Source organism: Sinomonas flava (assembly GCF_039531875.1).
Lineage (GTDB): Bacteria > Actinomycetota > Actinomycetes > Actinomycetales > Micrococcaceae > Sinomonas > Sinomonas flava.
The window spans coordinates 95,221-114,298 of the sequence record NZ_BAAAQW010000008.1 but is presented as its reverse complement, the minus strand read 5'-3'; the positions used below and the strand labels follow the sequence as shown (position 1 = coordinate 114,298).

Genomic DNA, 19,078 nt, shown 5'->3' with positions numbered 1-19,078 from the left:
CCCGGGCGGCAGGCGGAGTGTCAAGGGCGGTCGAGGGCGTTCAGAGCCCGGCCTTCGCGAAGACCTGGTTGATGAGCGCCGTCAGGGCGTCGGCGGCGGGCTGGACCTCAGCGTCCGACCGCACGAGGTCAGTCGCCTCCACTGTCAGGGTTCCCCGGCGGGCTCCAATGCTGAGGTGCTTCTCCCCGGTTCCGTCCGAGAGCTCGTGGACGACCGAGTAGGCCGCATCTCCGCCCGGAGCCCCGGACAGTTGCCGCAGTGAGGACCACGGCCGGCCTTGCACGCCTCCGAGGGCATTCTCAGTGATCGACTGGCAGTCCCGCAGGCTCGCGGCCCGCGCATCGAAGGGGTACGGCTGCGCGACGGAGTCGGCCATGCTGATCACCGTGATGCTGGTGTAGGACTTCGCGGCCGCTCCGGAGAACTGCGCCTGCGCCATCGAGGAGCCGGCGAGCGCACCGAAGTACGCGGCGTCGTCGTACGTGCAGGTGGCTGCCGCGGGTGTGGTGCCCGAGGACCTGATGAGCTGTGCCTGGAGCATCGGTGCGCTCCCGCCCGGACCTGTCACGCCCTGGATCAGCGCCGCGAGCTGCTCAGGGGTGCGGGAGTTCGGCGCCGGAGGAGTCACCGTCGGCGCGTTGTTGGCGGCCTGGTCGATGAGTTCCCGTGCGATGCCGGCCATGGACCCCAGTGCAGGCTGGGCGTCGGCATCCGATGCGACGGACAGCGAGAGGCTCACGGAGAGTGTCCCGGCCAGCGCTCTGAGACCCACTCCTCCCTGGTCCCCCGGATTCCGTGGTTTCGCGCTCTGCAGGGTGGCGAGGGCCTTCTCCCCGATCTGGGGCGGCGGCAGCATCTGGACGGTGGAGGCCCACGTGTTCGAGCGTTCGGTGTATGCGACGTCGAAGGTGCCGCAGCGGGAGGCCAGCCCGTCGTCGTAGGCGAACTGGGACCCCCTGAGCGCGTCACCGGCCGCGCTGCGGACCGTGAACATCACGGTCGAGGTCGGACCGCCCGACCCGCCCTCGAGGGGGAGGGCGCCCATCGCGAAGCTCACGCTCTTGTCCCCAGCTGTCTCCTCGGGGCTCTTCTCCAGGAACGCCTGGCACTCGCTCGGCGCCGCGACCGCTGTCCGAGCAGGGCCTGAGTTGGCGGTGAACGCGATACGGAGCCGCTGGGTGTCCTGGGCTCCGTACGGGACGCCCCGCTTCTGGGCGACGCCGTTGACCACCGCCATGAGCTCCTCATCGGTGAACACCTTGGTGGGCATCCCGGATGGCGCTGCCGTGGCGGACCCCGTGGTGCTCTGCGTCGGACTGCCGGAAGGTTCCGGCCCTCCGGCCTTCGGGGAGCAGCCTGCGAGAGCCAAGGCTGCTGCAGCGAGGGCCGCCACCCATGGGAGGAGCCCGCTGCTCCTGCGGCCTTGCCCTGGACGTACGGCGTACACGCCGTGGCTTCCCTTCGCAGATGCGGACATGACCGTTCTCCTGCCTGCTCGGGCTCCCAGTGTGTCGTCCGCCCGGACGACTGCGTAGAGGACTTCGTCCCGCCTACCCCCGGGGACGCAGTGGCCGGTCCACGGCATGACGCACGGCGAGGCTTTGCGGACGCCGCCTGTCCTCTACCGCCTTCCGCCGCGGCGCCGCCGCCCCTAGCGTTGGTGCATGGCATACAGGTTCCAGGTGGTCGTGGACAGCCGTGATCCCCACGCGCAGGCAGACTGGTGGGCCGAGACGCTCGGCTGGGCGGTCGAGCCGAGCGATGAGGACTTCATCCGCCGCATGGTCGAGCAGGGCTTCGCCACCGAAGCCGAGACGACCACCCACAACGGCGTCCTGGTCTGGGCATCGGCCCAGGCGATCTGCCCGCCGGATCAGGTCGGCCAGCAGGGCCGGCAGCGGTTCCTCTTCCAGACCGTGCCCGAGGGCAAGACGGTCAAGAACCGCGTCCACTGGGACGTCCGGCTCGACGGCGACGACAAGGACGAGGTGCGTGCCACGCTCGAGGCACGCGGCGCCACCTTCCTCTGGAAGGGCAGCGAGGGCCCGAACTGGTGGTACACGATGGCGGACCCGGAGGGCAACGAGTTCTGCATCTCGTGAACGTCCCGCATCTCGCGGACTGCGCAGGCCTCAGGATTCCGGCCAGTAGTCCACAGGCCTGCGGGTCAGTAGCCCAGCGACCTCGCCGAGGCCCGCAGCGCCTCGGCCGAGCGCGCGAGCCGCGCCAGCTCGCCGTCGTCCATCGGGACCTCGAGGACGCGCCGCACTCCCCCGGCACCGACCACCGACGGGAGGCTCAGCGCCACCCCGTCGATCCCGTACTGCCCGGACAGGACCGTGGAGACCGGCAGGACGGCGTCCTCCCGCCCGAGGACCGCCTCCACGATGCGCGCCGCCGAGAGCCCGATGGCGTAGTTGGTGGCCCCCTTGCCCTCGATCACGCGGTAGGCGGCGGTGCGCACCTCCTGCGCGAGCTCCTCCAGGGCCTCGGGGCTGAAGGCCTTCCCGCCGCCGTCGGCTGCCCAGTCGCGCAGCGGGACGCCGCCGATGGTCGCGCAGGCCCACAGGGGGAACTCCGTGTCGCCGTGCTCGCCGACGATGTACGCGTGCACGGAGGACCGCGAGACCCCGACCCGCTCGCCGAGGAGCCAGCGGAGCCGCGATGTGTCCAGCACAGTCCCCGACGCGAAGACCCGTCCCGCCGGAAGCCCGGCGATCCGCTGCGCGACGACCGTCAGCACGTCGCACGGGTTGGTCACGAGGACGAACACCGCCTCGGGTGAGTGCTCGAGGAGCTGCGGCATCAGGGCCTCGAGGATGCGGGCGTTGGTGCCAGCGAGCTCGAGGCGGGTCTGGCCCGGCTTCTGCTTGGCGCCGGCGGTGATCACGACGACGTCGGCCCCCGCCGTGAGCGCGATGTCGGTCCCGCCGGTGATGCTTGAGGCGCCGGTGAACTGGGTGCCGTGGGCGAGGTCGAGCACCTCGGCCTCCACCTTGGCCTGGTCGATGTCGTAGAGCACGACATCGCGGGCCGAGCCGCGGATCAACGCGGCGTAGGCGGTCGAGCTGCCCACCGCCCCGGCACCGACCACCACGAGTTTCCCTGCCTGTGCTGCCATCCCAGCCCCTTGGGGTCCGTGGCCGCCCGTGCGGCCGACTGAGGCCAGCGTAGCGGCCCGGACTAGACTCTCCTCATGTGACCACCTCCGCCGTTCCTGCCCTGCCCGAGAAAGTCTCCGACACCTTCGACCCGACGCACTGGCGGGTCGTCGAGGGCTTCGAGTTCGAGGACCTCACGTACCACCGCCAGGTCGAGCGGGACGCGAGCGGCGCCGTCGTGCGCGACCTCCCCACCGTGCGGATCGCGTTCAACCGGCCCGAGGTGCGCAACGCCTTCCGCCCGGGCACCGTGGACGAGCTGTACCGCGCAATGGACCACGCGCGCATGACGCCCGACGTCGCGACTGTGCTCCTGACCGGCAACGGTCCCTCCCCCAAGGACGGCGGCCACGCGTTCTGTTCGGGCGGGGACCAGCGGATCCGCGGCCGCGAGGGCTACAAGTACGCCTCCGGCGACACCGCCGAGACCATCGACCCGGCCCGCGCCGGCCGCCTGCACATCCTCGAGGTGCAGCGCCTCATGCGGACCATGCCCAAGGTGGTCATCGCGGTCGTGAACGGGTGGGCAGCCGGCGGCGGGCACTCGCTGCACGTCGTCGCCGACCTCACGATCGCGAGCCGCGAGCACGGGAAGTTCAAGCAGACCGACGCGACGGTCGGATCGTTCGACGCCGGGTACGGCTCGGCGCTGCTGGCCCGCCAGATCGGGCAGAAGCGCGCGCGGGAGATCTTCTTCCTCGCCCGCGAGTACTCGGCCGAGGACATGGTCGCCATGGGTGCCGTGAACGAGGCCGTGGATCACGCGCGGCTCGAGGAGGTCGCCCTCGGGTACGCGGAGGACATCGCACGCCAGTCCCCGCAGGCGATCCGCATGCTCAAGTTCGCGTTCAACCTCGCCGACGACGGCCTCGCCGGGCAGCAGGTGTTCGCCGGGGAGGCCACGCGCATGGCCTATATGACCGACGAGGCCGTCGAGGGCCGGGACGCGTTCCTGCAGAAGCGCGACCCCGACTGGTCCCCCTTCCCGTACTACTTCTGAGGCGCACCGTGAACCTGGACCCTGTGCTCAAGGCGCTCGCCGCCGCGCTCGCCGGCGAGGGGCCTGCTGTGGAGTTCGGCCCCTCGGGCCGTCACGACCCCGCCGCGCACGACGCCGCGTGGCGGCTCTGGCGCCCCACGGAGGCCGCCGCCGAGCTCCCCGGGGGGACGGCCGTCGTCGTGCGCACCTCTGGCTCGACGGGGGCACCTAAAGCGACGGCCCTGACCGTCGACGCGCTCGCGGCCTCCTCGATGGCCACGGCGATCCGGCTCAGGGGCGAGGGGCAGTGGCTCCTCGCGCTTCCCCTCGAATACGTGGCGGGAGTTCAGGTGCTGGTGCGGTCGCTGTTCGCCGGGACCCGTCCGTGGGCCATGGACCTCACCGCCGGGTTCAGCCCTGAGGCGTTCGCGGAGGCCGCGGCGGCCCTCACCGACCCCATCCGCTACACCTCGCTCGTCCCGACGCAGCTCCGCCGCCTGCTCGAGGACGGCACGCCGCGTGTCCTCGCCGCCCTGCGCCGTTTCAACGCGGTCCTTCTCGGCGGCGCGGCCATCCCGCCGGGGCTCCTGGACACGGCGCGCGAGGCTGGCGTGAGGGTCGTGACGACGTACGGTTCGGCGGAGACCTGCGGCGGATGCGTGTACGACGGCGAGCCGCTCGAGGGCGTCGAGGTCCAGCTCGTCGACGGGCGCGTGTGGCTCGGAGGGGCGGTCGTGGCGGCGGGGTACGTGGGCGACCCGGAGCGCACCGCGGAGCACTTCCGCACCGACGACGGCGGCACTCGCTGGTACGTGAGCTCGGATCTGGGCGAAGTGGACGGCCATGGCCGCCTCCACATCCTCGGCCGCGCGGACGACGTCGTGATCAGCGGCGGCGTCAAGGCCTCCGCCGCGCGCGTGGCGGCCGAGCTCGAGGCGCTCGACGCCGTGCGCGAGGCCTTCGTCGCAGGGGTGGACGACGCCGAGTGGGGCCAGGCGCTCGCCGCAGCGGTCGTGCTACAGCCGGGCGAGGAGGGGTCGCCCGAGGCGACCCTCGAGGCGGTGCGGGGCGCCGCCGTCGTGCGTCTGGGGCGGCTCGCGCCGAAGACGTGGCTTGTGCTCGCCGAGATCCCGCTCCTGCCCAACGGCAAGCCGGACCGGCAGGCCATCTCCGAGCTCCTGCGGGCGGAGCACCGGGCGTGAGGCGCGCCTCCGTCCCCGCACCCATCACCGACCAACTGCAGAGGATTCAACCCGTGGCAACACTCGCCCAATGGATCGCCGGGTCCCGGCCGCGCACGCTGCCGATGGCGGTCGCGCCCGTCGTGATCGGCAGTGCGGCCGCCTTCGGCCTGGGCGAGTTCAAGCCGGTGAACGCCGTCCTCGCCGCGCTCGTTGCGCTCCTGCTCCAGGTCGGCGTCAACTACGCCAACGACTACTCCGACGGGATCCGCGGCACCGACGACCACCGTGTGGGCCCCTTCCGGCTCACCGGATCGAAGGCCGCTGACCCGGCACAGGTCAAGCGCGCGGCGTTCATCGCGTTCGGTGCGGCGATGGTCTTCGGGCTGTTCCTGGTGGTCCTGTCCCAGACGTGGTGGCTCCTGCTCGTGGGCCTCGGCTGCGTCGCGGCGGCCTGGGGGTACACGGGCGGGAAGAACCCGTACGGCTACCTCGGCCTCGGCGACGTGTTCGTGTTCGTGTTCTTCGGCCTCGTCGCGACGCTCGGCACCACGTACACGCAGGCGCTGACCCTCAGCCCGTCCGCGTGGATCGGTGCGGTCGGCACGGGGCTCATCGCGGACGCCCTGCTCATGGCCAACAACGTCCGGGACATCCCCACGGACCGCGTCTCCGGCAAGCGGACCCTCGCGGTGCGCCTGGGCGACTACCGGTCGCGGCGTGCGTACGTCGGGATGCTGGGCGTAGCGGTGCTGTCCTCCCTCCTGGTCGTGCCGTGGAACCCATGGATGCTCATGGTCCTGCTGCTCGTTCCCGCCTGCCTCACTCCCGCGTGGCTGATGCTCGGCGGCAAGAAGGGGCCGCGCCTCATCCCGGTCCTCCAGCAGACCGGCTTCATCAACCTCGGCTACGCCGCGCTGTTCTCCCTCGCGATCGTCCTGGGGACGGTCTTCTAACCTGTTCCAGCGAGAACTGTCGTAGGCCTGTTCTAGCCTTGCATCATGGGTGGGGAACGTAGGTTCGAGGTGCCGGGGAGGGCTTCATCGGCCCGGCCGTGGTGGCTCGAGCTCGAGCTCGCCGACATCCGCGAGTCGGAGGCCTCGTGGGCCAGCGCCGTCGCTTCCACACCGCCGGAACCGGAGCCTTGGATGCTCCAGGAATGGGAACTGCTCGACGATCCGCGGAGCCGACGCGTCAGGGCGCCGAGCCTCGACGAGTCGTTCGTCGACCTCGTAGCAGAGGGGTGTGACGACGGCGGTGACGACTGCGATGGCGGTGAAGGCACGGACGGCTTCCCGCTTCCCGAGGCAGTCGTCGCGGGACTGCAGGATGAGGCTGCGGATTTCCTGGTCGCCCGCATCGAGCGGCTGGACCGCGAGGGTGCGGCGCGCTCGGCTGAGCTCGCCGCGACCTTGGCCGCCCTCGTCCAGTGCCTCGGCGGCGCCTCTGAGGACCCATTCCGTCGCCTCGACGCACCGACCCTCGCCAGCGGCGAGGTCTCCGCGGCGCTCCGGGTCTCCGCCCGCTCTGCCAAGGCCATGGTCCACGAGGCCCTCGAATTGACCCGCGGCGCCTGGGCACCGGTCTTGGAAGCCATGTCCGCCGGGCGCATCCCGCACCGTCGTGTCCGTACGATCCTCGACGCCGCCGTGCCGGTTCCCGCGCAGAACCTCGCCGCTTTCGCCGCCGAGGCGGCGGCCCTTGCCGGCCCCTCCCGCTCCGACGGGACTTTGGACACGGACAGCCTGCCGAGCCCCGGAGCATTGGGCAGGCGTCTGCGCCGGCTCGCCGAGAAGCACGCCGCCGAGCCCCTCGCTGCCCGGAAGGCCGCGGCGCTGGAGCGCCGCAAGGTGGACATCGAACCGGCCGGAGACGGCATGTGCTGGCTCACCGCCTACCTGCCCCTTGAAGCGGCCGCTGCCATCGACACACGCCTCGAGGCCATCGCCCGCTCGCTCGCCTCGCCGCGTGAAGGCCGAACCGTGGCTCAGCGCCGGGCCGACGTCTTCGCCGACCTCCTCACCGACGGAGTGCCGGAGAGCGGCCCCGCGACCGGCACGCGCACCGAGGTGATCGTGACCATCCCGGCGCGCATGCTTGCGGGTACCGTCCCGACGACCGGAAGCACCGAGGGTGGAGTTCGGGAGGCGAGGGGGAGCGGAGAACAGGCTCGCGACGACGTCGCAGAGGTCCTCGGTTACGGGCCCATCGATGCCGACACGGCCCGGCTTCTCGCCGCCCGCGCCTCGACCTGGACGTGCATGTGGGTCGATCCGGCAAGCGGCGCGCCGCTCGCCGTCGGGCGTCGACGGTACACGCCGACAGCAGCGATGCGTCGCTTCCTAGGCGCACGAGACTGCACGTGCCGCTTCCCTGGCTGCGACAAGCCCGGGGCTGCCGCCGAGGCGGACCACACGCGCGACTGGTCCACGGGCGGTCCGACGAGCACAGACAATCTCGCCCTGCTCTGTCCGGAACATCACCGGCTCAAGACGCTCGGCTACTGGACAGCGAAACAGGTCGGCCGGGGCGGTGAGCCGCCGCGACGAGACCCGGCGACGACGACAGCCGGACTGGGCGTGGGAGCCGGCGCCTGCGTCGGCGTCGCGGCAACGCGCGGGGCTCGGGGTGAACCTCCGGGAACGATCGAGTGGACGTCGCCTACGGGTCGGCGCTACCTCACCCGCCCCGAGGCGGATTCACCGCCGCCCTTCTAGCGGGGCCCCTGCTCGTCGTCGCCGTCGTCTGTGCGCGGCCGCCTGCGCTCCGAGGTGTCCGAAGACGGGCCGTCGTGGCCGCGCGTCTGGGGACCCGGGTCCTGCGCGCGCAGCGCCTCATCGGCGGCGTCCTCCGCCGCCGCGTCCTCCACTTCGCGCTTCGTACGGGCCTGCTTCCGCCCGCCGAACACGTCACGCACCTCGGCGGCTGCCGCATCGCGCTGCTTGTAGAGGAACAGGTAGTTGATTCCGAACGCAATCAGGACGGCGAACACCGCCGAGAAGATGGGACCGACCCCCAAGGCCATGCACACAGCGAACGGGACGACGAACAGGACAGTGCGGATCAGGAAGTACTTGAGGGATGCCACTGGACGAGCTTACTAAAATGGCCATATGCTCCGCGTTCTCCCCTACCTCCTGATCCTGGTCTTCTGGCTCTACGGCATGGTGGACTGCGCGCTGAGCGACCGCCGCCAGGTCCGCGGCGGCCTGTCGAAGACGACGTGGTTCCTCATCTCGGTCCTTCCGGTGGTCGGCATCGTCCTGTGGTTCGCGCTGGGCCGGCCCCGCGGCACGACTCCGCCCCGCGCGGACAGGGGACAGGGCCGCCGCCCGGTTGCTCCGGACGACGACCCCGACTTCCTGCGCGGCCTCTGAGGCTCCCCGCACACGTTGGCAGCCCCGATCAGGGCGTGACGACGATCAGGGCGTGACGCCGCCGTAGGAGTGCAGGCCCGAGAAGTACACGTTCACGATCGTGAAGTTGAAGATCACGCACAGGTACCCCACGATCGAGAGCCACGCGGCGCGGGCGCCGGTCCAGCCTCGGGTCGCGCGGGCGTGCAGGTAGGCGGCGTAGACCACCCAGATCACGAAGCTCCACACTTCCTTGGTGTCCCAGCCCCAGAAGCGGCCCCAGGCTTTCTCGGCCCAGATTGCTCCGAACATGACGGTCAGGGTCCAGCCGACGAACGCGATCGTGTTGATGCGGTAGGCAAGCGTCTCGAGCGTGAGGGCGCTCGGGACGAGGCGCATGAACCCTCCGCGGTCGGGCTCCCCTGCGGCGATCTTCGCCTCACGCCGGCCCTGGATCAGCTGCAGGACACCCATCGAGAAGGTCAGCGTGAAGAGCGCGGACGAGAGAACCGCGATCGAGACGTGGATGACGAGCCAGTAGCTCTGCAGTGCCGGGACGAGGTGCCCCACGGGGACGAAGAAGGCTACCGAGGCGGCGACCATCATGACCACCGCGAGTCCGAGCACGAACGTGCCGAGGAACCGCAGGTCGCGGCGGATGAGCACGGCGAGGAAGACCGCGACGACGATGAACGCGCCGGTCGTGCAGAACTCGTACATGTTGCCCCACGGCACGCGCCCTGCAGCAACGCCACGGGTCAGGACTCCGGCCGCGTGGATCGCGAGGCCGAGGGCGCTCAGCGCGACGCCCACACGGGCGGCCTTCCGCCGGTCGCGGTACTTCAGGTCGGACTCGGCGACCTCGGCGGTCGCTCCGGTCCGTGCGCCCTGCGCGCCACCCGCGGCCGGTGCGGACGACGCCGACCGGTCGCCGGCGGCGTCGACCGCTCCGGCGGCCCCTGCGGCACCGACGGCCGCGAGCGAGCGATGCTTGCCAGCCTGGGCGGAGGCCGCAGAATCCTTGGCGTCCGCGAGCAGGGCGGCGTCGCGCTGGGCGACGCGTCCGCTCGTGGCCATGTCCCACGCGAAGGCGAGGAACGCCACCGTGTACGTTCCTGCCGCGAGCAGCATGAACAGCTCGCTGTACGCACCCAATGACTGGTTGATCGTGGAGAGCATCAGACGTCCTTCGCAGTGCTGGTCGAGTCGGGGCTGGTCGAGTGGGAGCTGGTCGAGTGGGAGCTGGTCGAGTCGGGGCTGGCCGAGTCCGGGCTGGTCGTTCCGGGGGTGGAGGCCCCGGCGTTCCTGCCTGGCGGCGCCTCGGCGGAGACGACGCCCCACGCTTCGGCGAGCGCGGCCTTCACGGCGGCACCCTCCGCCGCGAGGCCGCCGCGGTCCTCCCCACGCGTGAGGAGACCGTACTCCACCATGGTGCGCCCATCCTCGTGCTGCCCTGCACGCACCCAGAGGCGGCGGCGTGAGAGGAACAGGGAGGCGATGAGCCCGGCGAGGGAGAACAGCGCGAAGCCGAGCGCCCATTCCTGCCCGGGATTGTGGTGGATGTCGAGCGCCACGTAGCGCTTGAGGCCGTCGAAGCTGATGGAGCCCTGACCGTCCGGAAGCGTGTACGTCTGGCCGGCGCCGAGCACGATGCCGCCCGCCGGCTTGTCGCGGCCGTTGACCTGGGTGAGCTTGGCGACGTCGAGGGCGTAGACGTTCTGCGGCTTGCCCTTGTCCAGGCCGAGGTCCCCCACGTAGGAGTTGAGGTTGAGCTGGACGTTGAGCGGATCCGGGTCTGCGCTGAACGCCACGCCGCTCTCGCCCATCTGGGACGTGGGCAGGAAGAAGCCGACGAATCCGAGCTGGGTCGGCTTCGCGTCCGGCGCCTTGACCACGATGGTCGAGGTGTACACCGCGTCGGTGGGGATCGAGGGCACGGGGCCCTGGAAGGCGATCTGCCCGTCGCCGCCGCGGACCGTGACGACCGGAGCGTAGCCGTTCCCGACGAGGTAGACGTTGGTCCCGCCGATCGAGACAGGATCGTTGACCTTGAGTACGCGTTCCTCGGAGGGCGCGTCAGGCGAGTCCTTCGTGGTGACCCTGGCCGTGAAGTCGAGCGGCTGGCCGAACTGCTTGACCGACTCGCGGTCGTAGCGGACCTCGAACTTGTCCAGCTGGAAGGAGTACGGCTGGAGCCAGCCCGACTGGAAGTTCGTGCCGGGGTTGAAGGTGTCGTAGCCGACGAGGGTGTTGACGAACGTCTCCCCCTCGACGAGGGTGCGCTGGCCGCTGTAGCCGAAGAGGCCGCCGAGTGCCACCGAGACCAGCACCCCGACCAGGCCCGAGTGGAAGCAGAGGTTTCCGAGTTCCTTCAGGTACCCCTTCTCGGCCCCCACGGAGTAGAGAGCACGGTTCGGGGGGGCGTCGTCGGGCGCGCGGAGGTCCACGCGGTAGCCGCGCTTCTTCAGCAGCGCCGCGGCCTGCCCGGCGGCGTCGGCGGCGGTGAGGCCGCGGTCGGCGGGGACGACCAGCGTGCCGTACACCGGCAGGCGGGACAGCCGCGCAGGAGTGCGCGGGGGCTTGGACCGCCAAGCCTTCCAGTGGGCGATCGCCCGCGGGACAACGCACCCGATGAGGGAGATGAACAGCAGCAGGTAGACGGCCGAGAACCAGACCGACGAGTAGACGTCGAACATCTGCAGCGCGTCGAGGATCGGCCCGTAGTCCGCGTGGTCCTTGAGGTATTGGGTCACCACAGCGGGGTTGGCCGGCCGCTGGGGGAACAGGGAGCCCGGAACGGCGGCGACCGCCAGGAGGAGCAGCAGGAAGAGCGCGGTCTTCATGCTCGTCAGCTGCGTCCACGCCCACCGGAGCATGCCGGTGACACCGAGGGCCGGCAGCGCGACGTCGTCGCGCCGCGCCTGCTTCCCGCGGCTCTTCGCGCCCTTGGGGGTCTTGGTCTTTGTCTCGGTCATCAGACGGGCAGCTCCACGGTTCCGATCCAGATCTGCAGCTGGCTGATCCAATGGCTCCACACGCCGGAGACCATGAGGACTCCGACGAGGATCAGCAGGCCGCCGCCGGTCGCCTGCAGCGCGCGGCGGTGCTTCTTGAAGAAGGCCATAGCCCCGAGGCCCCGGCGGATGCCCAGGGCGATGAGCAGGAAGGGCACGCCCAGCCCGAGGCAGTAGACGAATGTCAGCAGCGCCCCCTTGTAGGCGCTCGCCCCGTCGGAGAACGCGAGCAGCTGCACGGCCGCGAGGGTCGGCCCGATGCACGGGACCCAGCCCAGGCCGAACGTGATGCCGAGCAGCGGCGCCCCCCAGAGTCCGGCCGGCGGCCGGGCGTGGACGCGGGCCTCACGCTGGAAGATCCCGAGGCCGCCCATGAAGACGATGCCCATGATCACGACGACGATGCCCAGCACCCGCGTGAGCCAGCCCGAGGAGATCGCGAGCCACGATCCGAGCTGGCCGAAGACGGCGCCCGTGGCGACGAAGACCGCCGTGAAGCCGAGCACGAACAGGCCGATGCCTGCGACCATGCGCCCGCGGCGCTGCTTCGCGAGGTCGACGCCGGTCAGGCCGGTCACGTAGCCGAGGTACCCGGGCACGAGCGGGAGGACGCACGGGGAGAGGAACGAGACGAGCCCCGCGAGGAGCGCCACAGGGAGGGCGAGCAGGAGGGAACCGTTGAGGACGGTGTCACTGAAGACGCCGCCCACGCTACTCGCCCACCGCGGACGTGATGAGGGCCTTCAGCGTGCCCTTCTCGAGCTGCCCCAGCACGCGCGAGGCCACGCGGCCCTGCTTGTCGAGCACGAGGGTCGTGGGGACGGCGCCTGGGGGGACCATGCCGGAGAGCGCGAGGAGGACCTGGCCGTCCTTGTCGTTGAAGCTCGGGTAGGTGATGCCGAAGTTCTGCTCGAATGCCTGCGCGGTACCCTGCTCGTCGCGGAGGTTCACCCCGTAGAAGGCGACGCCCTGAGCGGCGAACTCGGTGTGGAGGTCCCTGAGTTCGGGGGCCTCGACGCGGCACGGCGCGCAGGCTGCGAACCAGAAGTTCAGGACCGTGACCTTCCCCGCGAAGTCGGCCGAGTTGACCTTGGTGCCGTCGTACAGGGTCCCGGTGAACGCAACGGGCGGCTTGCGCGTCTCCTTCGCGTATTCGGTCACCGAGCCGTCGCCGGCCACGTAGTTCTTGTTGTCTCCCGCGCGGGCCTGCGAGGCCAGCGGGTCGTCCGCGGCGCAGCCCGAGAGCACGGCCGCGAGCCCGAACGCGGTCGCCGCTCCTGCTGCGGAGAGGATCCGCCGGCGCGAGAGGCCGTTCGAGGTTCCGGGGACGGGGGTCTGCTGGGTCATGCTCTTCGTTCTTCCGCGCATCATGCGCCGGGGGTCGAGGCTGCTCCGGGGAGGAGCCGGGCGGCGGGTTCGGAGTAGCGGACGCGGATGACGGCGCCGGTGTCCGCGTCGACGTCGAGGGACGTGACCGAGGTCAGGGTGCACTCGCGGCGGCGGGGATCGTGGGCGAGCCTGCGACCCTCGGCCTTCAGCCGGGCCGCCCAGATGGGCAGCTGGTGCGCGACGAGGATCGCCTCGGCGCCGTTTCCGCCGCGTTCGACGGCGACGCGCGCCGCGTCCGCGACGGCCCCGAGCACGCGGGCCGCCTGCTCCTCGTAGGGTTCGCCCCAGGAGGGCCGGAGCGGGTTGACGAGGTAGCGCCAGTGTCGCGGCCGCAGGAGCTCGCCCTTGGTGACCCGCAGGCCCTCGAAGTGGTTCTCGGCCTCAATGATGCGCGGCTCCGTCTCCACCTCGAGTCCGAGCGCGGCCGCGGTGGGCGCCGCCGTCTCCTGGGCCCGGGTCAGGGGCGACGCCGCGAGCAGGACGAACCGCGCACCGTCGTGCGCCTGCCGCACGAAGTGCTCGGCGAGGCACTCGGCCATCTCCCGGCCGAGTGCGGACAGGTGGAAGTCCGGCAGTCGGCCGTAGAGCACCCGGGCGGGGTTGTGAACCTCGCCGTGGCGCAGAAGATGGACGGTGGAGGTGGGCATGACATCCAGTTTCTCAAAGGTTGCGGGCGGCAGCGAAATCGCGGGCTCGGCCAGCGAAGCCAGTTCTACGAAAGGTAGAACTATCACGCCCACCCGAGAGTTCCCTGCATGAACCGCATCACACCCCTTGTGCTTATATGCAAATGCATGCTTTGATGGATGCATCGTTTAGTTGACGCTTCAATCAACCTTCAAGGAGATGAGCCCCGTGACGCTGCCCCACGGCCTGACCACTGGAACCTGGAACCTCGACGCCTCGCACAGCGAGATCGGCTTCACCGTCCGCCACGCGGGCATCAGCAAGGTCCGCGGCCGCTTCGCGGACGCGACGGCGACCGTCGAGGTCGGGCACTCCCTCGCCGAGACCAAGGCCACCGCCTCGATCAAGACCGCCTCGTTCGACTCCGGCGACGCCAATCGCGACGCCCACGTCAAGGGCCCCGACTTCTTCGATGTCGAGCAGTTCCCAGAGATCACGTTCACCGCGACCTCGATCGAGGCGAACGGCGACGAGTTCGACGTGACCGGCGACCTCACGATCAAGGGCACCACCAAGCAGGTCACTATCGAGACCGAGTTCAACGGCGTGGCGGTCGACCCGTTCGGCAACACCCGCGCCGGCGTCTCCGGCGAGACGACCATCTCCCGCAAGGAGTTCGGCCTGACCTGGAACGCTGTGCTCGAGGCTGGCGGTGTCCTGGTCTCCGACAAGGTCGTCATCTCCCTCGACCTCGCGTTCGTCGCCGCCCAGGCGTAACCCCTTCCGTCCCGGCCTCCGGGCCGAGACGACCGGCCCCGCTCCCGTGAAGGGGGCGGGGCCTTTCCATATGGGCGACGGCCTCTAGTACGCATGCCCACGCAGGGATACAGTGACCGCCATGAGCACCCCGTATGAGCAGCCGGCCTCCGACAGCCCCGAGGGCCGAGACTCGCACAGCCCGAATCCTCAGGGGCAGAACCCACAAGGCCAGAACCCGCAGGCCCCGAACCCCTACAGCCAGAACCCTCCTCCTCCGCCGCCACCCGGGACCGGTCCGTACGCGGGCGCTCCGGGGTACCAGCAGCCCGGGTACCAGCAGCCGGGAGGGTTCCGCTTCGAAATGCCGACAGACGCCCCGCGCAGCGTGCAGGACGTCATGCCGGTCGGGGGCTTCTCGGGCATCTTCACGACCAACGGGCTGCCGACAGAGCTCAAGGTGTCCTACTGGATCTGGCTCATCGGCGGAGCGCTCGGCGTGGTCTTCGGCCTCTTCGGCATCCTCGCAGGGCTCGCGGCCCTCGCGCTGGCGGGCGCGTTCGGGGCCCTCCTGCTCGTCCTGGTGCTCATCGGGCTCGTGCTCGCCGCGGCGCAGATCATCCTCGCGATGAAGATGAAGGAGGGCAGGCAGTGGGCCCGCCTTGCCCTCTCCGGCGTCGCCGCCCTGAACCTGATCCTTGCGATCATGGCTTCCGGCGGCAACGGCGGCCCCAACTGGTTCGGTGCGCTCATCTCGGTCACCGCCGCAGTCCTCATGTGGGTGCCCAATTCGCGGACCTGGTTCGACGGAGTGGCGAGGCACGCCTGAGTCGCGGATGCGCCAGCGGCCAGAAGGTAGGCTGTGGTCAACGCGGCGGGGGCGCGCATCCGCTCCCGTCGGTCCTTCGATGATTGGACCCTCATGAGCACGCCCTCCTTCCCGCCCGGAAGCGAGCAGCCGGAGCGCCGGGAGACTGGCGACTCCGGTGGACAGCCCTCGGGCAATCCATCCGAGCAGGGCCCGGGCGCAGCCGGCCGCCCCGCGCCCCGCTACGGTCAATACGCTCCCGGGCACGAGGGCCAGCAGCCACCGCAGTACGGCCAACCGCAGTTCGGCCAACCGCCGTACGGGCAGCAGCCACCGCAGTACGGCCAACCGCCGTACGGGCAGCAGCCACCCCAGTACGGCCAGCAGCCGCCCCAGTACGGCCAAGGCCAGTACAGCCAGCCCGCGTATCCTCCGCCCTACGGCACCACGGCAGGCTTCGGGGCCCCGTCCCCACAGCAGCAGCGGTCTGCCGTCCGGTCGGCGTCCGTGCTCCTGTTCGCAACGGCGGCGGTGGAGCTCGTGATCGCCGTGCTCGCCACCATCGTGGCCCTGGCGATCCCGGCCGACGCGCTTCGGGAGCTGTACGACCAGGCGAGCGGGTCGTCGTCGGGCATGTCCTTCGCGCAGTTCCGCCAGTTCATCAGCGGATTCGTCTGGTTCGCCCTCGCGTGCGTGGTCGTCAACGCCGCCGTGCTGGTCGTCTGCGGGATCTTCCTCCCGAAGGGGAGACGCTGGGCGCGCACCACCGGCACCATCTTCCTGTGCCTGACCATCGGCAGCGTCTTCTCGGGAGGCCTGTTCGCCCTCGTGACGATCGCGCTCGCGGTCGCGGCAATCGTGGCCCTCTTCCGGTCACCGGTGACTGCGTTCCTCGCCGCGCAGAACCAGTTCGCCAACCCGTACTCGGGCCCCAAGGGCCCCTCCCTCGGAAACCCCTACGGACAGTGACGCCATGACCCAGCCCCACGGGAACCCGTACCCCTCCTCAGGCCAGCAGCCCCAGGCTCCGGCCTACCAGCCGATGCCCCCGCAGGGCTCGTACCAAGGCCCGTGGCCGAGCCAGCTCCCGAGCGGGACCTTCCCGGGCATGCCCGTGGTCGGCCTGCAGCGGCCGGTCAGCCTGACCGTGGCGTTCTGGCTCATGGTGGCGTACGGGGTCCTGCCGCTCCTGAGCATCCCCTTCATCATCGAGTGGGCCGAGGCGTACATGCGGGACAGCATCGCGATGGCCGCCGCCGAGAGCGGCCGCACCGTTCCGCCGGGCTTCATGCAGCAGTTCACATCGATGATGACGCCGATGGCGTGGGTCTCGGGGATCGTCGGCGCGGGCATCGCCGTGCTGCTCGGTCTGGGGCTGCGCGCCGGAATGAACTGGGTGCGCATCCTGCTCACCGTGTGGGCCGGCCTCTCGCTGCTCAGCACGGTCGGCTCCTTCGCCCTCATGGCCGCCCTCGGCCTTCCCGCCCAGCTCATGTTCCCCCTCCCGGCGGGGGCCTACGCTGTCTCCTTCGCGACCGTTGCCCTCTTCCTCGCAGCGGTCGTCGTCTCGTGGCTGCCGTCCTCCAGCCGCTATGTCTCAGCCCGACGCGCCGCCAAGCTCGGGGGCGGATACCTGCGCTGACCTGCCGCCTCACCAGCGCACGACGCCGGCCCACGCCTCAGCCGGGCCCGGCACCCCGGGCGCGTGGCGCCGTCGTGCGCTCCTCGGGCGGGGGCTCTACGGGCTGCGCCCTGATCGTGCGCCCTGATCAGGCGGCGTCCCCGCCCGGGTGGGCATCGTCGTCGTGCGCCGGGGCAGGCAGGCCGCTCTCCCCACCCGACTCCCCGCGCTGAGCGTGGTAGGCGAGGATCTGGAGCTCGGTGGCCATGTCCACCTTCCGCAGCGTCACGCCCTCAGGAACCTGCAGGATGGTCGGGGCAAAGCTGAGGATGCTGCGGACGCCGGCGGCGACGACGCGGTCACACACCGTCTGCGCGACCGACGCCGGCAGCGCGAGCACCGCCATATTCGTGCGGGTCCGGTCGAAGATCGCCTCGAGGTTGGCAGCGTCGGAGACCCGCAGCCAGCCGACCTCGTTGCCGATGATCTGAGGATCGGTGTCCAGCAGTGCCACAACGTCGAACCCGCGGGTTCCGAACCCGCCGTAGCGGGCCAGCGCGCGACCCAGGTTGCCCGCTCCCACGATCGCGACCCGCCAGTGGCGCGTGAGGCCGAGAGCGGCCGAGATGTGCTCCTCGAGGTTGCCCACCTCGTAGCCGACCCCGCGCGTGCCGTACGAGCCCAGCTGGGAGAGGTCCTTGCGGAGGGTCGCCGAGCTCACCCCGGAGGCGTCGGCGAGGGCGTCGGAAGACACGCGCTCCGTGCCGTCCGCGATGAAGGTATTGAGGGCTCGCAGGTACACCGTGAGGCGGGCGACCACCGCAGGCGGGAGCCTCTTCCCGTCGGGCGCAGCGGCAGGCCCCTCGTTCCCCGTCCGGGCCCGTCCTGCCACCTGCACACCTCATTCCCTCGCGCGGGGTCTTCCCTCACACGCGGCCGCGTCGGCGGCCCCATCCACTCTAGAACCGCCGCGAGGGCTCGGCCAAAAGCCACGCGGCCCGGAGCGCCCCTGCGGTCTGGAGGGCAAGCGCCTCACACGGCCCGTGCGGCCTCTACTATGCGGCGCAGGCGGGCCTCGTCGATGCGCCAGAAGTCGCGCTGGGTCCCGTCCACGAGGACCACGGGAACCTCCTCCGCGAAGCGCTCGTGGAGGGCGGGGTCATCGTCGATGCTGCGCTCCTCCCAGGCAAGGCCCGCCTCAGAGGCGACGCGGGCGACGACGTCGCGTGCGTCGTCGCAGAGATGACATTGGTGCTTCGTGACGAGGACGATCTCGGGCGTGCGCATGCGACCAACGGTAGCGCGCCGCCGCGCTGCGGGGCCCGTCGCTAGACTCGGACCATGCCCTTGGAGAGGAAGACGGCTGCCGGCGTGCGCGCAGCACAGCCCCACCGGCCGGGGGAGGCGGCGTTCTTCGACGTCGACAACACCCTCATGCGGGGCGCGAGCCTCTTCCACGTGGGGCGCAAGATGTACGAGCGGGGGGCCTTCACCTTCCGCGACGCGCTGGGATTCGCGTGGAAGCAGGCGGCCTTCATCTTCCGCGGCGAGAGCCTCGAGGACATCCACTCCATCCAGGCCTCGGCGCTGTCCCTCGCCGCGGGGATCCTCAGCGACGACGTCAGGACCCTCGGGCACGAGGTGTACGACGAGTTCATCGAGTCCCGCATCTGGCCCGGCACGAAGGCCCTGGCCGAGCAGCACCTCCGCGTCGGCCGGCGGGTCTGGCTCGTCACCGCCACACCGATCGAGGTGGCCTCGGTGATCGCGGAGCGCCTCGGCCTGACCGGGGCGCTGGGAACGGTGGGCGAGATCGAGAACGGAGCGTACACGGGCCGGCTGGTCGGCGAGATCCTGCACGGGTCCGCCAAGGCCGAGGCGGTCGCCGAGCTCGCCGAGCGGGAGGGGCTCGACCTGCGGAGCTGCTGGGCGTACTCCGACTCGCACAACGACATCCCGCTGCTGACCATGGTGGGGCATCCTGTGGCGATCAATCCCGACACGCGGCTGCGCATGCACGCCCATGCGCGCAACTGGCCCATCTACGACTTCCGCTCGGGACGGCAGGCCGCCACCCTCGGGCTCAAGCTCGCCACCGTCGGAGGGGCCGCATACGGCCTCTGGCGCGGCTACGCCCGACTGCGCAAGTAGCGCAGCGTACGCACTGCGGGGACGGGGTGACCTCG

At 70.8% G+C, this 19,078-nt stretch carries 21 protein-coding genes; 11 read left to right on the top strand and 10 right to left on the bottom strand.

The genetic code is table 11. The annotated features are described in order from the left end of the window. Positions 1-40 precede the first annotated feature (40 nt). Positions 41-1,270: a hypothetical protein gene (locus ABD298_RS14340; protein WP_344300420.1), complete on the bottom strand. Its 1,230-nt coding sequence runs from the start codon at positions 1,268-1,270 to the stop codon at positions 41-43. A gap of 394 nt (positions 1,271-1,664) precedes the next feature. On the opposite strand from ABD298_RS14340, the gene ABD298_RS14335 reads away from it, so the two are divergent. After that, on the top strand, positions 1,665-2,102 hold the full coding sequence (locus ABD298_RS14335) for a VOC family protein (RefSeq protein WP_208710284.1): 438 nt from the start codon (positions 1,665-1,667) through the stop codon (positions 2,100-2,102). A gap of 65 nt (positions 2,103-2,167) precedes the next feature. Here the strand turns inward: ABD298_RS14335 and ABD298_RS14330 are convergent, their stop codons facing one another. Continuing rightward, on the bottom strand, positions 2,168-3,121 hold the full coding sequence (locus ABD298_RS14330; RefSeq protein ID WP_344300419.1) for an L-lactate dehydrogenase: 954 nt from the start codon (positions 3,119-3,121) through the stop codon (positions 2,168-2,170). 77 nt (positions 3,122-3,198) lie between these two features. Here ABD298_RS14330 and ABD298_RS14325 point away from each other — a divergent pair, with 77 nt between their 5' ends. The 4 genes from ABD298_RS14325 to ABD298_RS14310 are packed head-to-tail and all read left to right on the top strand — an operon-like array spanning position 3,199 to position 8,038. After that, complete coding sequence (locus ABD298_RS14325; protein ID WP_344300417.1) at positions 3,199-4,161, top strand: 1,4-dihydroxy-2-naphthoyl-CoA synthase; 963 nt, start codon at positions 3,199-3,201, stop codon at positions 4,159-4,161. Positions 4,162-4,169: 8 nt separating this feature from the next. Beyond that, a complete protein-coding gene (locus tag ABD298_RS14320; protein ID WP_344300416.1) occupies positions 4,170-5,342 on the top strand; it encodes an AMP-binding protein in 1,173 nt (390 codons plus the stop codon). Between the two features lie 53 nt (positions 5,343-5,395). Continuing rightward, positions 5,396-6,277: a 1,4-dihydroxy-2-naphthoate polyprenyltransferase gene (locus tag ABD298_RS14315; protein ID WP_344300415.1), complete on the top strand. Its 882-nt coding sequence runs from the start codon at positions 5,396-5,398 to the stop codon at positions 6,275-6,277. 45 nt (positions 6,278-6,322) lie between these two features. Then, a complete protein-coding gene (locus ABD298_RS14310; protein WP_344300414.1) occupies positions 6,323-8,038 on the top strand; it encodes an HNH endonuclease signature motif containing protein in 1,716 nt (571 codons plus the stop codon). Here ABD298_RS14310 and ABD298_RS14305 read toward each other — a convergent pair. Continuing rightward, on the bottom strand, positions 8,035-8,409 hold the full coding sequence (locus ABD298_RS14305) for a DUF4229 domain-containing protein (RefSeq protein ID WP_344300413.1): 375 nt from the start codon (positions 8,407-8,409) through the stop codon (positions 8,035-8,037). The two genes, ABD298_RS14310 and ABD298_RS14305, sit on opposite strands and share 4 nt — an antisense overlap. A 25-nt stretch (positions 8,410-8,434) precedes the next feature. Between ABD298_RS14305 and ABD298_RS14300 the strand changes: the two genes are divergently transcribed. Next, positions 8,435-8,698, top strand: coding sequence for a PLD nuclease N-terminal domain-containing protein (locus tag ABD298_RS14300; RefSeq protein WP_344300412.1), 264 nt, complete (start codon positions 8,435-8,437; stop codon positions 8,696-8,698). Positions 8,699-8,743: 45 nt separating this feature from the next. Here ABD298_RS14300 and ccsB read toward each other — a convergent pair whose 3' ends face one another. From ccsB to ABD298_RS14275, 5 genes are read right to left on the bottom strand one after another with little or no spacing between them, the layout of a single operon-like run. After that, positions 8,744-9,856 carry a c-type cytochrome biogenesis protein CcsB gene (gene ccsB, locus ABD298_RS14295; RefSeq protein ID WP_344300411.1) on the bottom strand — a complete coding sequence of 371 codons (1,113 nt, stop codon included), beginning with the start codon at positions 9,854-9,856 and terminating at the stop codon, positions 8,744-8,746. Further along, entirely contained in the window at positions 9,856-11,652 is a 1,797-nt protein-coding gene (gene resB / locus ABD298_RS14290; RefSeq protein WP_344300409.1) for a cytochrome c biogenesis protein ResB, read from the bottom strand. The genes ccsB and resB overlap by 1 nt, the downstream gene beginning before the upstream one ends. Then, the gene (locus ABD298_RS14285) at positions 11,652-12,401 is read right to left on the bottom strand and encodes a cytochrome c biogenesis CcdA family protein (RefSeq protein ID WP_208710294.1); all 750 of its coding nucleotides are present in this window, start codon (positions 12,399-12,401) and stop codon (positions 11,652-11,654) included. Before ABD298_RS14285 ends, resB begins: the two co-directional genes overlap by 1 nt. 1 nt (position 12,402) lies before the next feature. Beyond that, complete coding sequence (locus tag ABD298_RS14280; protein ID WP_344300408.1) at positions 12,403-13,038, bottom strand: TlpA family protein disulfide reductase; 636 nt, start codon at positions 13,036-13,038, stop codon at positions 12,403-12,405. 20 nt (positions 13,039-13,058) lie between these two features. Continuing rightward, entirely contained in the window at positions 13,059-13,727 is a 669-nt protein-coding gene (locus ABD298_RS14275) for a histidine phosphatase family protein (protein WP_344300407.1), read from the bottom strand. Between the two features lie 208 nt (positions 13,728-13,935). On the opposite strand from ABD298_RS14275, the gene ABD298_RS14270 reads away from it, so the two are divergent. The 4 genes from ABD298_RS14270 to ABD298_RS14255 all read left to right on the top strand — a co-directional run bounded on the left by ABD298_RS14270 (position 13,936) and on the right by ABD298_RS14255 (position 16,913). Then, positions 13,936-14,484, top strand: a complete 549-nt coding sequence (locus tag ABD298_RS14270) for a YceI family protein (RefSeq protein ID WP_344300406.1) — start codon at positions 13,936-13,938, stop codon at positions 14,482-14,484. 121 nt (positions 14,485-14,605) lie between these two features. Further along, complete coding sequence (locus tag ABD298_RS14265) at positions 14,606-15,292, top strand: hypothetical protein (RefSeq protein ID WP_344300405.1); 687 nt, start codon at positions 14,606-14,608, stop codon at positions 15,290-15,292. A 93-nt stretch (positions 15,293-15,385) separates the two neighbouring features. After that, a complete protein-coding gene (locus ABD298_RS14260) occupies positions 15,386-16,240 on the top strand; it encodes a hypothetical protein (protein WP_344300404.1) in 855 nt (284 codons plus the stop codon). Positions 16,241-16,244: 4 nt separating this feature from the next. After that, entirely contained in the window at positions 16,245-16,913 is a 669-nt protein-coding gene (locus ABD298_RS14255) for a hypothetical protein (protein WP_344300403.1), read from the top strand. A 127-nt stretch (positions 16,914-17,040) separates the two neighbouring features. On the opposite strand, the gene ABD298_RS14250 is transcribed toward ABD298_RS14255, so the two are convergent. Together ABD298_RS14250 and ABD298_RS14245 are read right to left on the bottom strand one after the other, a co-directional pair. After that, entirely contained in the window at positions 17,041-17,784 is a 744-nt protein-coding gene (locus ABD298_RS14250) for a redox-sensing transcriptional repressor Rex (RefSeq protein WP_425564434.1), read from the bottom strand. 140 nt (positions 17,785-17,924) lie between these two features. Continuing rightward, positions 17,925-18,179 carry a glutaredoxin family protein gene (locus ABD298_RS14245; RefSeq protein ID WP_344300400.1) on the bottom strand — a complete coding sequence of 85 codons (255 nt, stop codon included), beginning with the start codon at positions 18,177-18,179 and terminating at the stop codon, positions 17,925-17,927. A 54-nt stretch (positions 18,180-18,233) separates the two neighbouring features. Here ABD298_RS14245 and ABD298_RS14240 point away from each other — a divergent pair, with 54 nt between their 5' ends. After that, complete coding sequence (locus tag ABD298_RS14240; protein WP_344300399.1) at positions 18,234-19,043, top strand: HAD family hydrolase; 810 nt, start codon at positions 18,234-18,236, stop codon at positions 19,041-19,043. Positions 19,044-19,078: the final 35 nt, after the last annotated feature.

What these genes read in the sequence shown, in the direction of transcription:
- ccsB (WP_344300411.1), bottom strand. Translation starts at nt 9,856, where the DNA reads ATGCTCTCCACGATCAACCAGTCATTGGGTGCGTACAGCGAGCTGTTC.
- ABD298_RS14330 (WP_344300419.1), bottom strand. Translation starts at nt 3,121, where the DNA reads ATGGCAGCACAGGCAGGGAAACTCGTGGTGGTCGGTGCCGGGGCGGTG.
- ABD298_RS14265 (WP_344300405.1), top strand. Translation starts at nt 14,606, where the DNA reads ATGAGCACCCCGTATGAGCAGCCGGCCTCCGACAGCCCCGAGGGCCGA.
- ABD298_RS14280 (WP_344300408.1), bottom strand. Translation starts at nt 13,038, where the DNA reads ATGACCCAGCAGACCCCCGTCCCCGGAACCTCGAACGGCCTCTCGCGC.
- ABD298_RS14260 (WP_344300404.1), top strand. Translation starts at nt 15,386, where the DNA reads ATGAGCACGCCCTCCTTCCCGCCCGGAAGCGAGCAGCCGGAGCGCCGG.
- ABD298_RS14310 (WP_344300414.1), top strand. Translation starts at nt 6,323, where the DNA reads ATGGGTGGGGAACGTAGGTTCGAGGTGCCGGGGAGGGCTTCATCGGCC.
- ABD298_RS14335 (WP_208710284.1), top strand. Translation starts at nt 1,665, where the DNA reads ATGGCATACAGGTTCCAGGTGGTCGTGGACAGCCGTGATCCCCACGCG.
- ABD298_RS14340 (WP_344300420.1), bottom strand. Translation starts at nt 1,270, where the DNA reads ATGCCCACCAAGGTGTTCACCGATGAGGAGCTCATGGCGGTGGTCAAC.
- resB (WP_344300409.1), bottom strand. Translation starts at nt 11,652, where the DNA reads ATGACCGAGACAAAGACCAAGACCCCCAAGGGCGCGAAGAGCCGCGGG.
- ABD298_RS14255 (WP_344300403.1), top strand. Translation starts at nt 16,245, where the DNA reads ATGACCCAGCCCCACGGGAACCCGTACCCCTCCTCAGGCCAGCAGCCC.
- ABD298_RS14245 (WP_344300400.1), bottom strand. Translation starts at nt 18,179, where the DNA reads ATGCGCACGCCCGAGATCGTCCTCGTCACGAAGCACCAATGTCATCTC.
- ABD298_RS14300 (WP_344300412.1), top strand. Translation starts at nt 8,435, where the DNA reads ATGCTCCGCGTTCTCCCCTACCTCCTGATCCTGGTCTTCTGGCTCTAC.
- ABD298_RS14275 (WP_344300407.1), bottom strand. Translation starts at nt 13,727, where the DNA reads ATGCCCACCTCCACCGTCCATCTTCTGCGCCACGGCGAGGTTCACAAC.
- ABD298_RS14240 (WP_344300399.1), top strand. Translation starts at nt 18,234, where the DNA reads ATGCCCTTGGAGAGGAAGACGGCTGCCGGCGTGCGCGCAGCACAGCCC.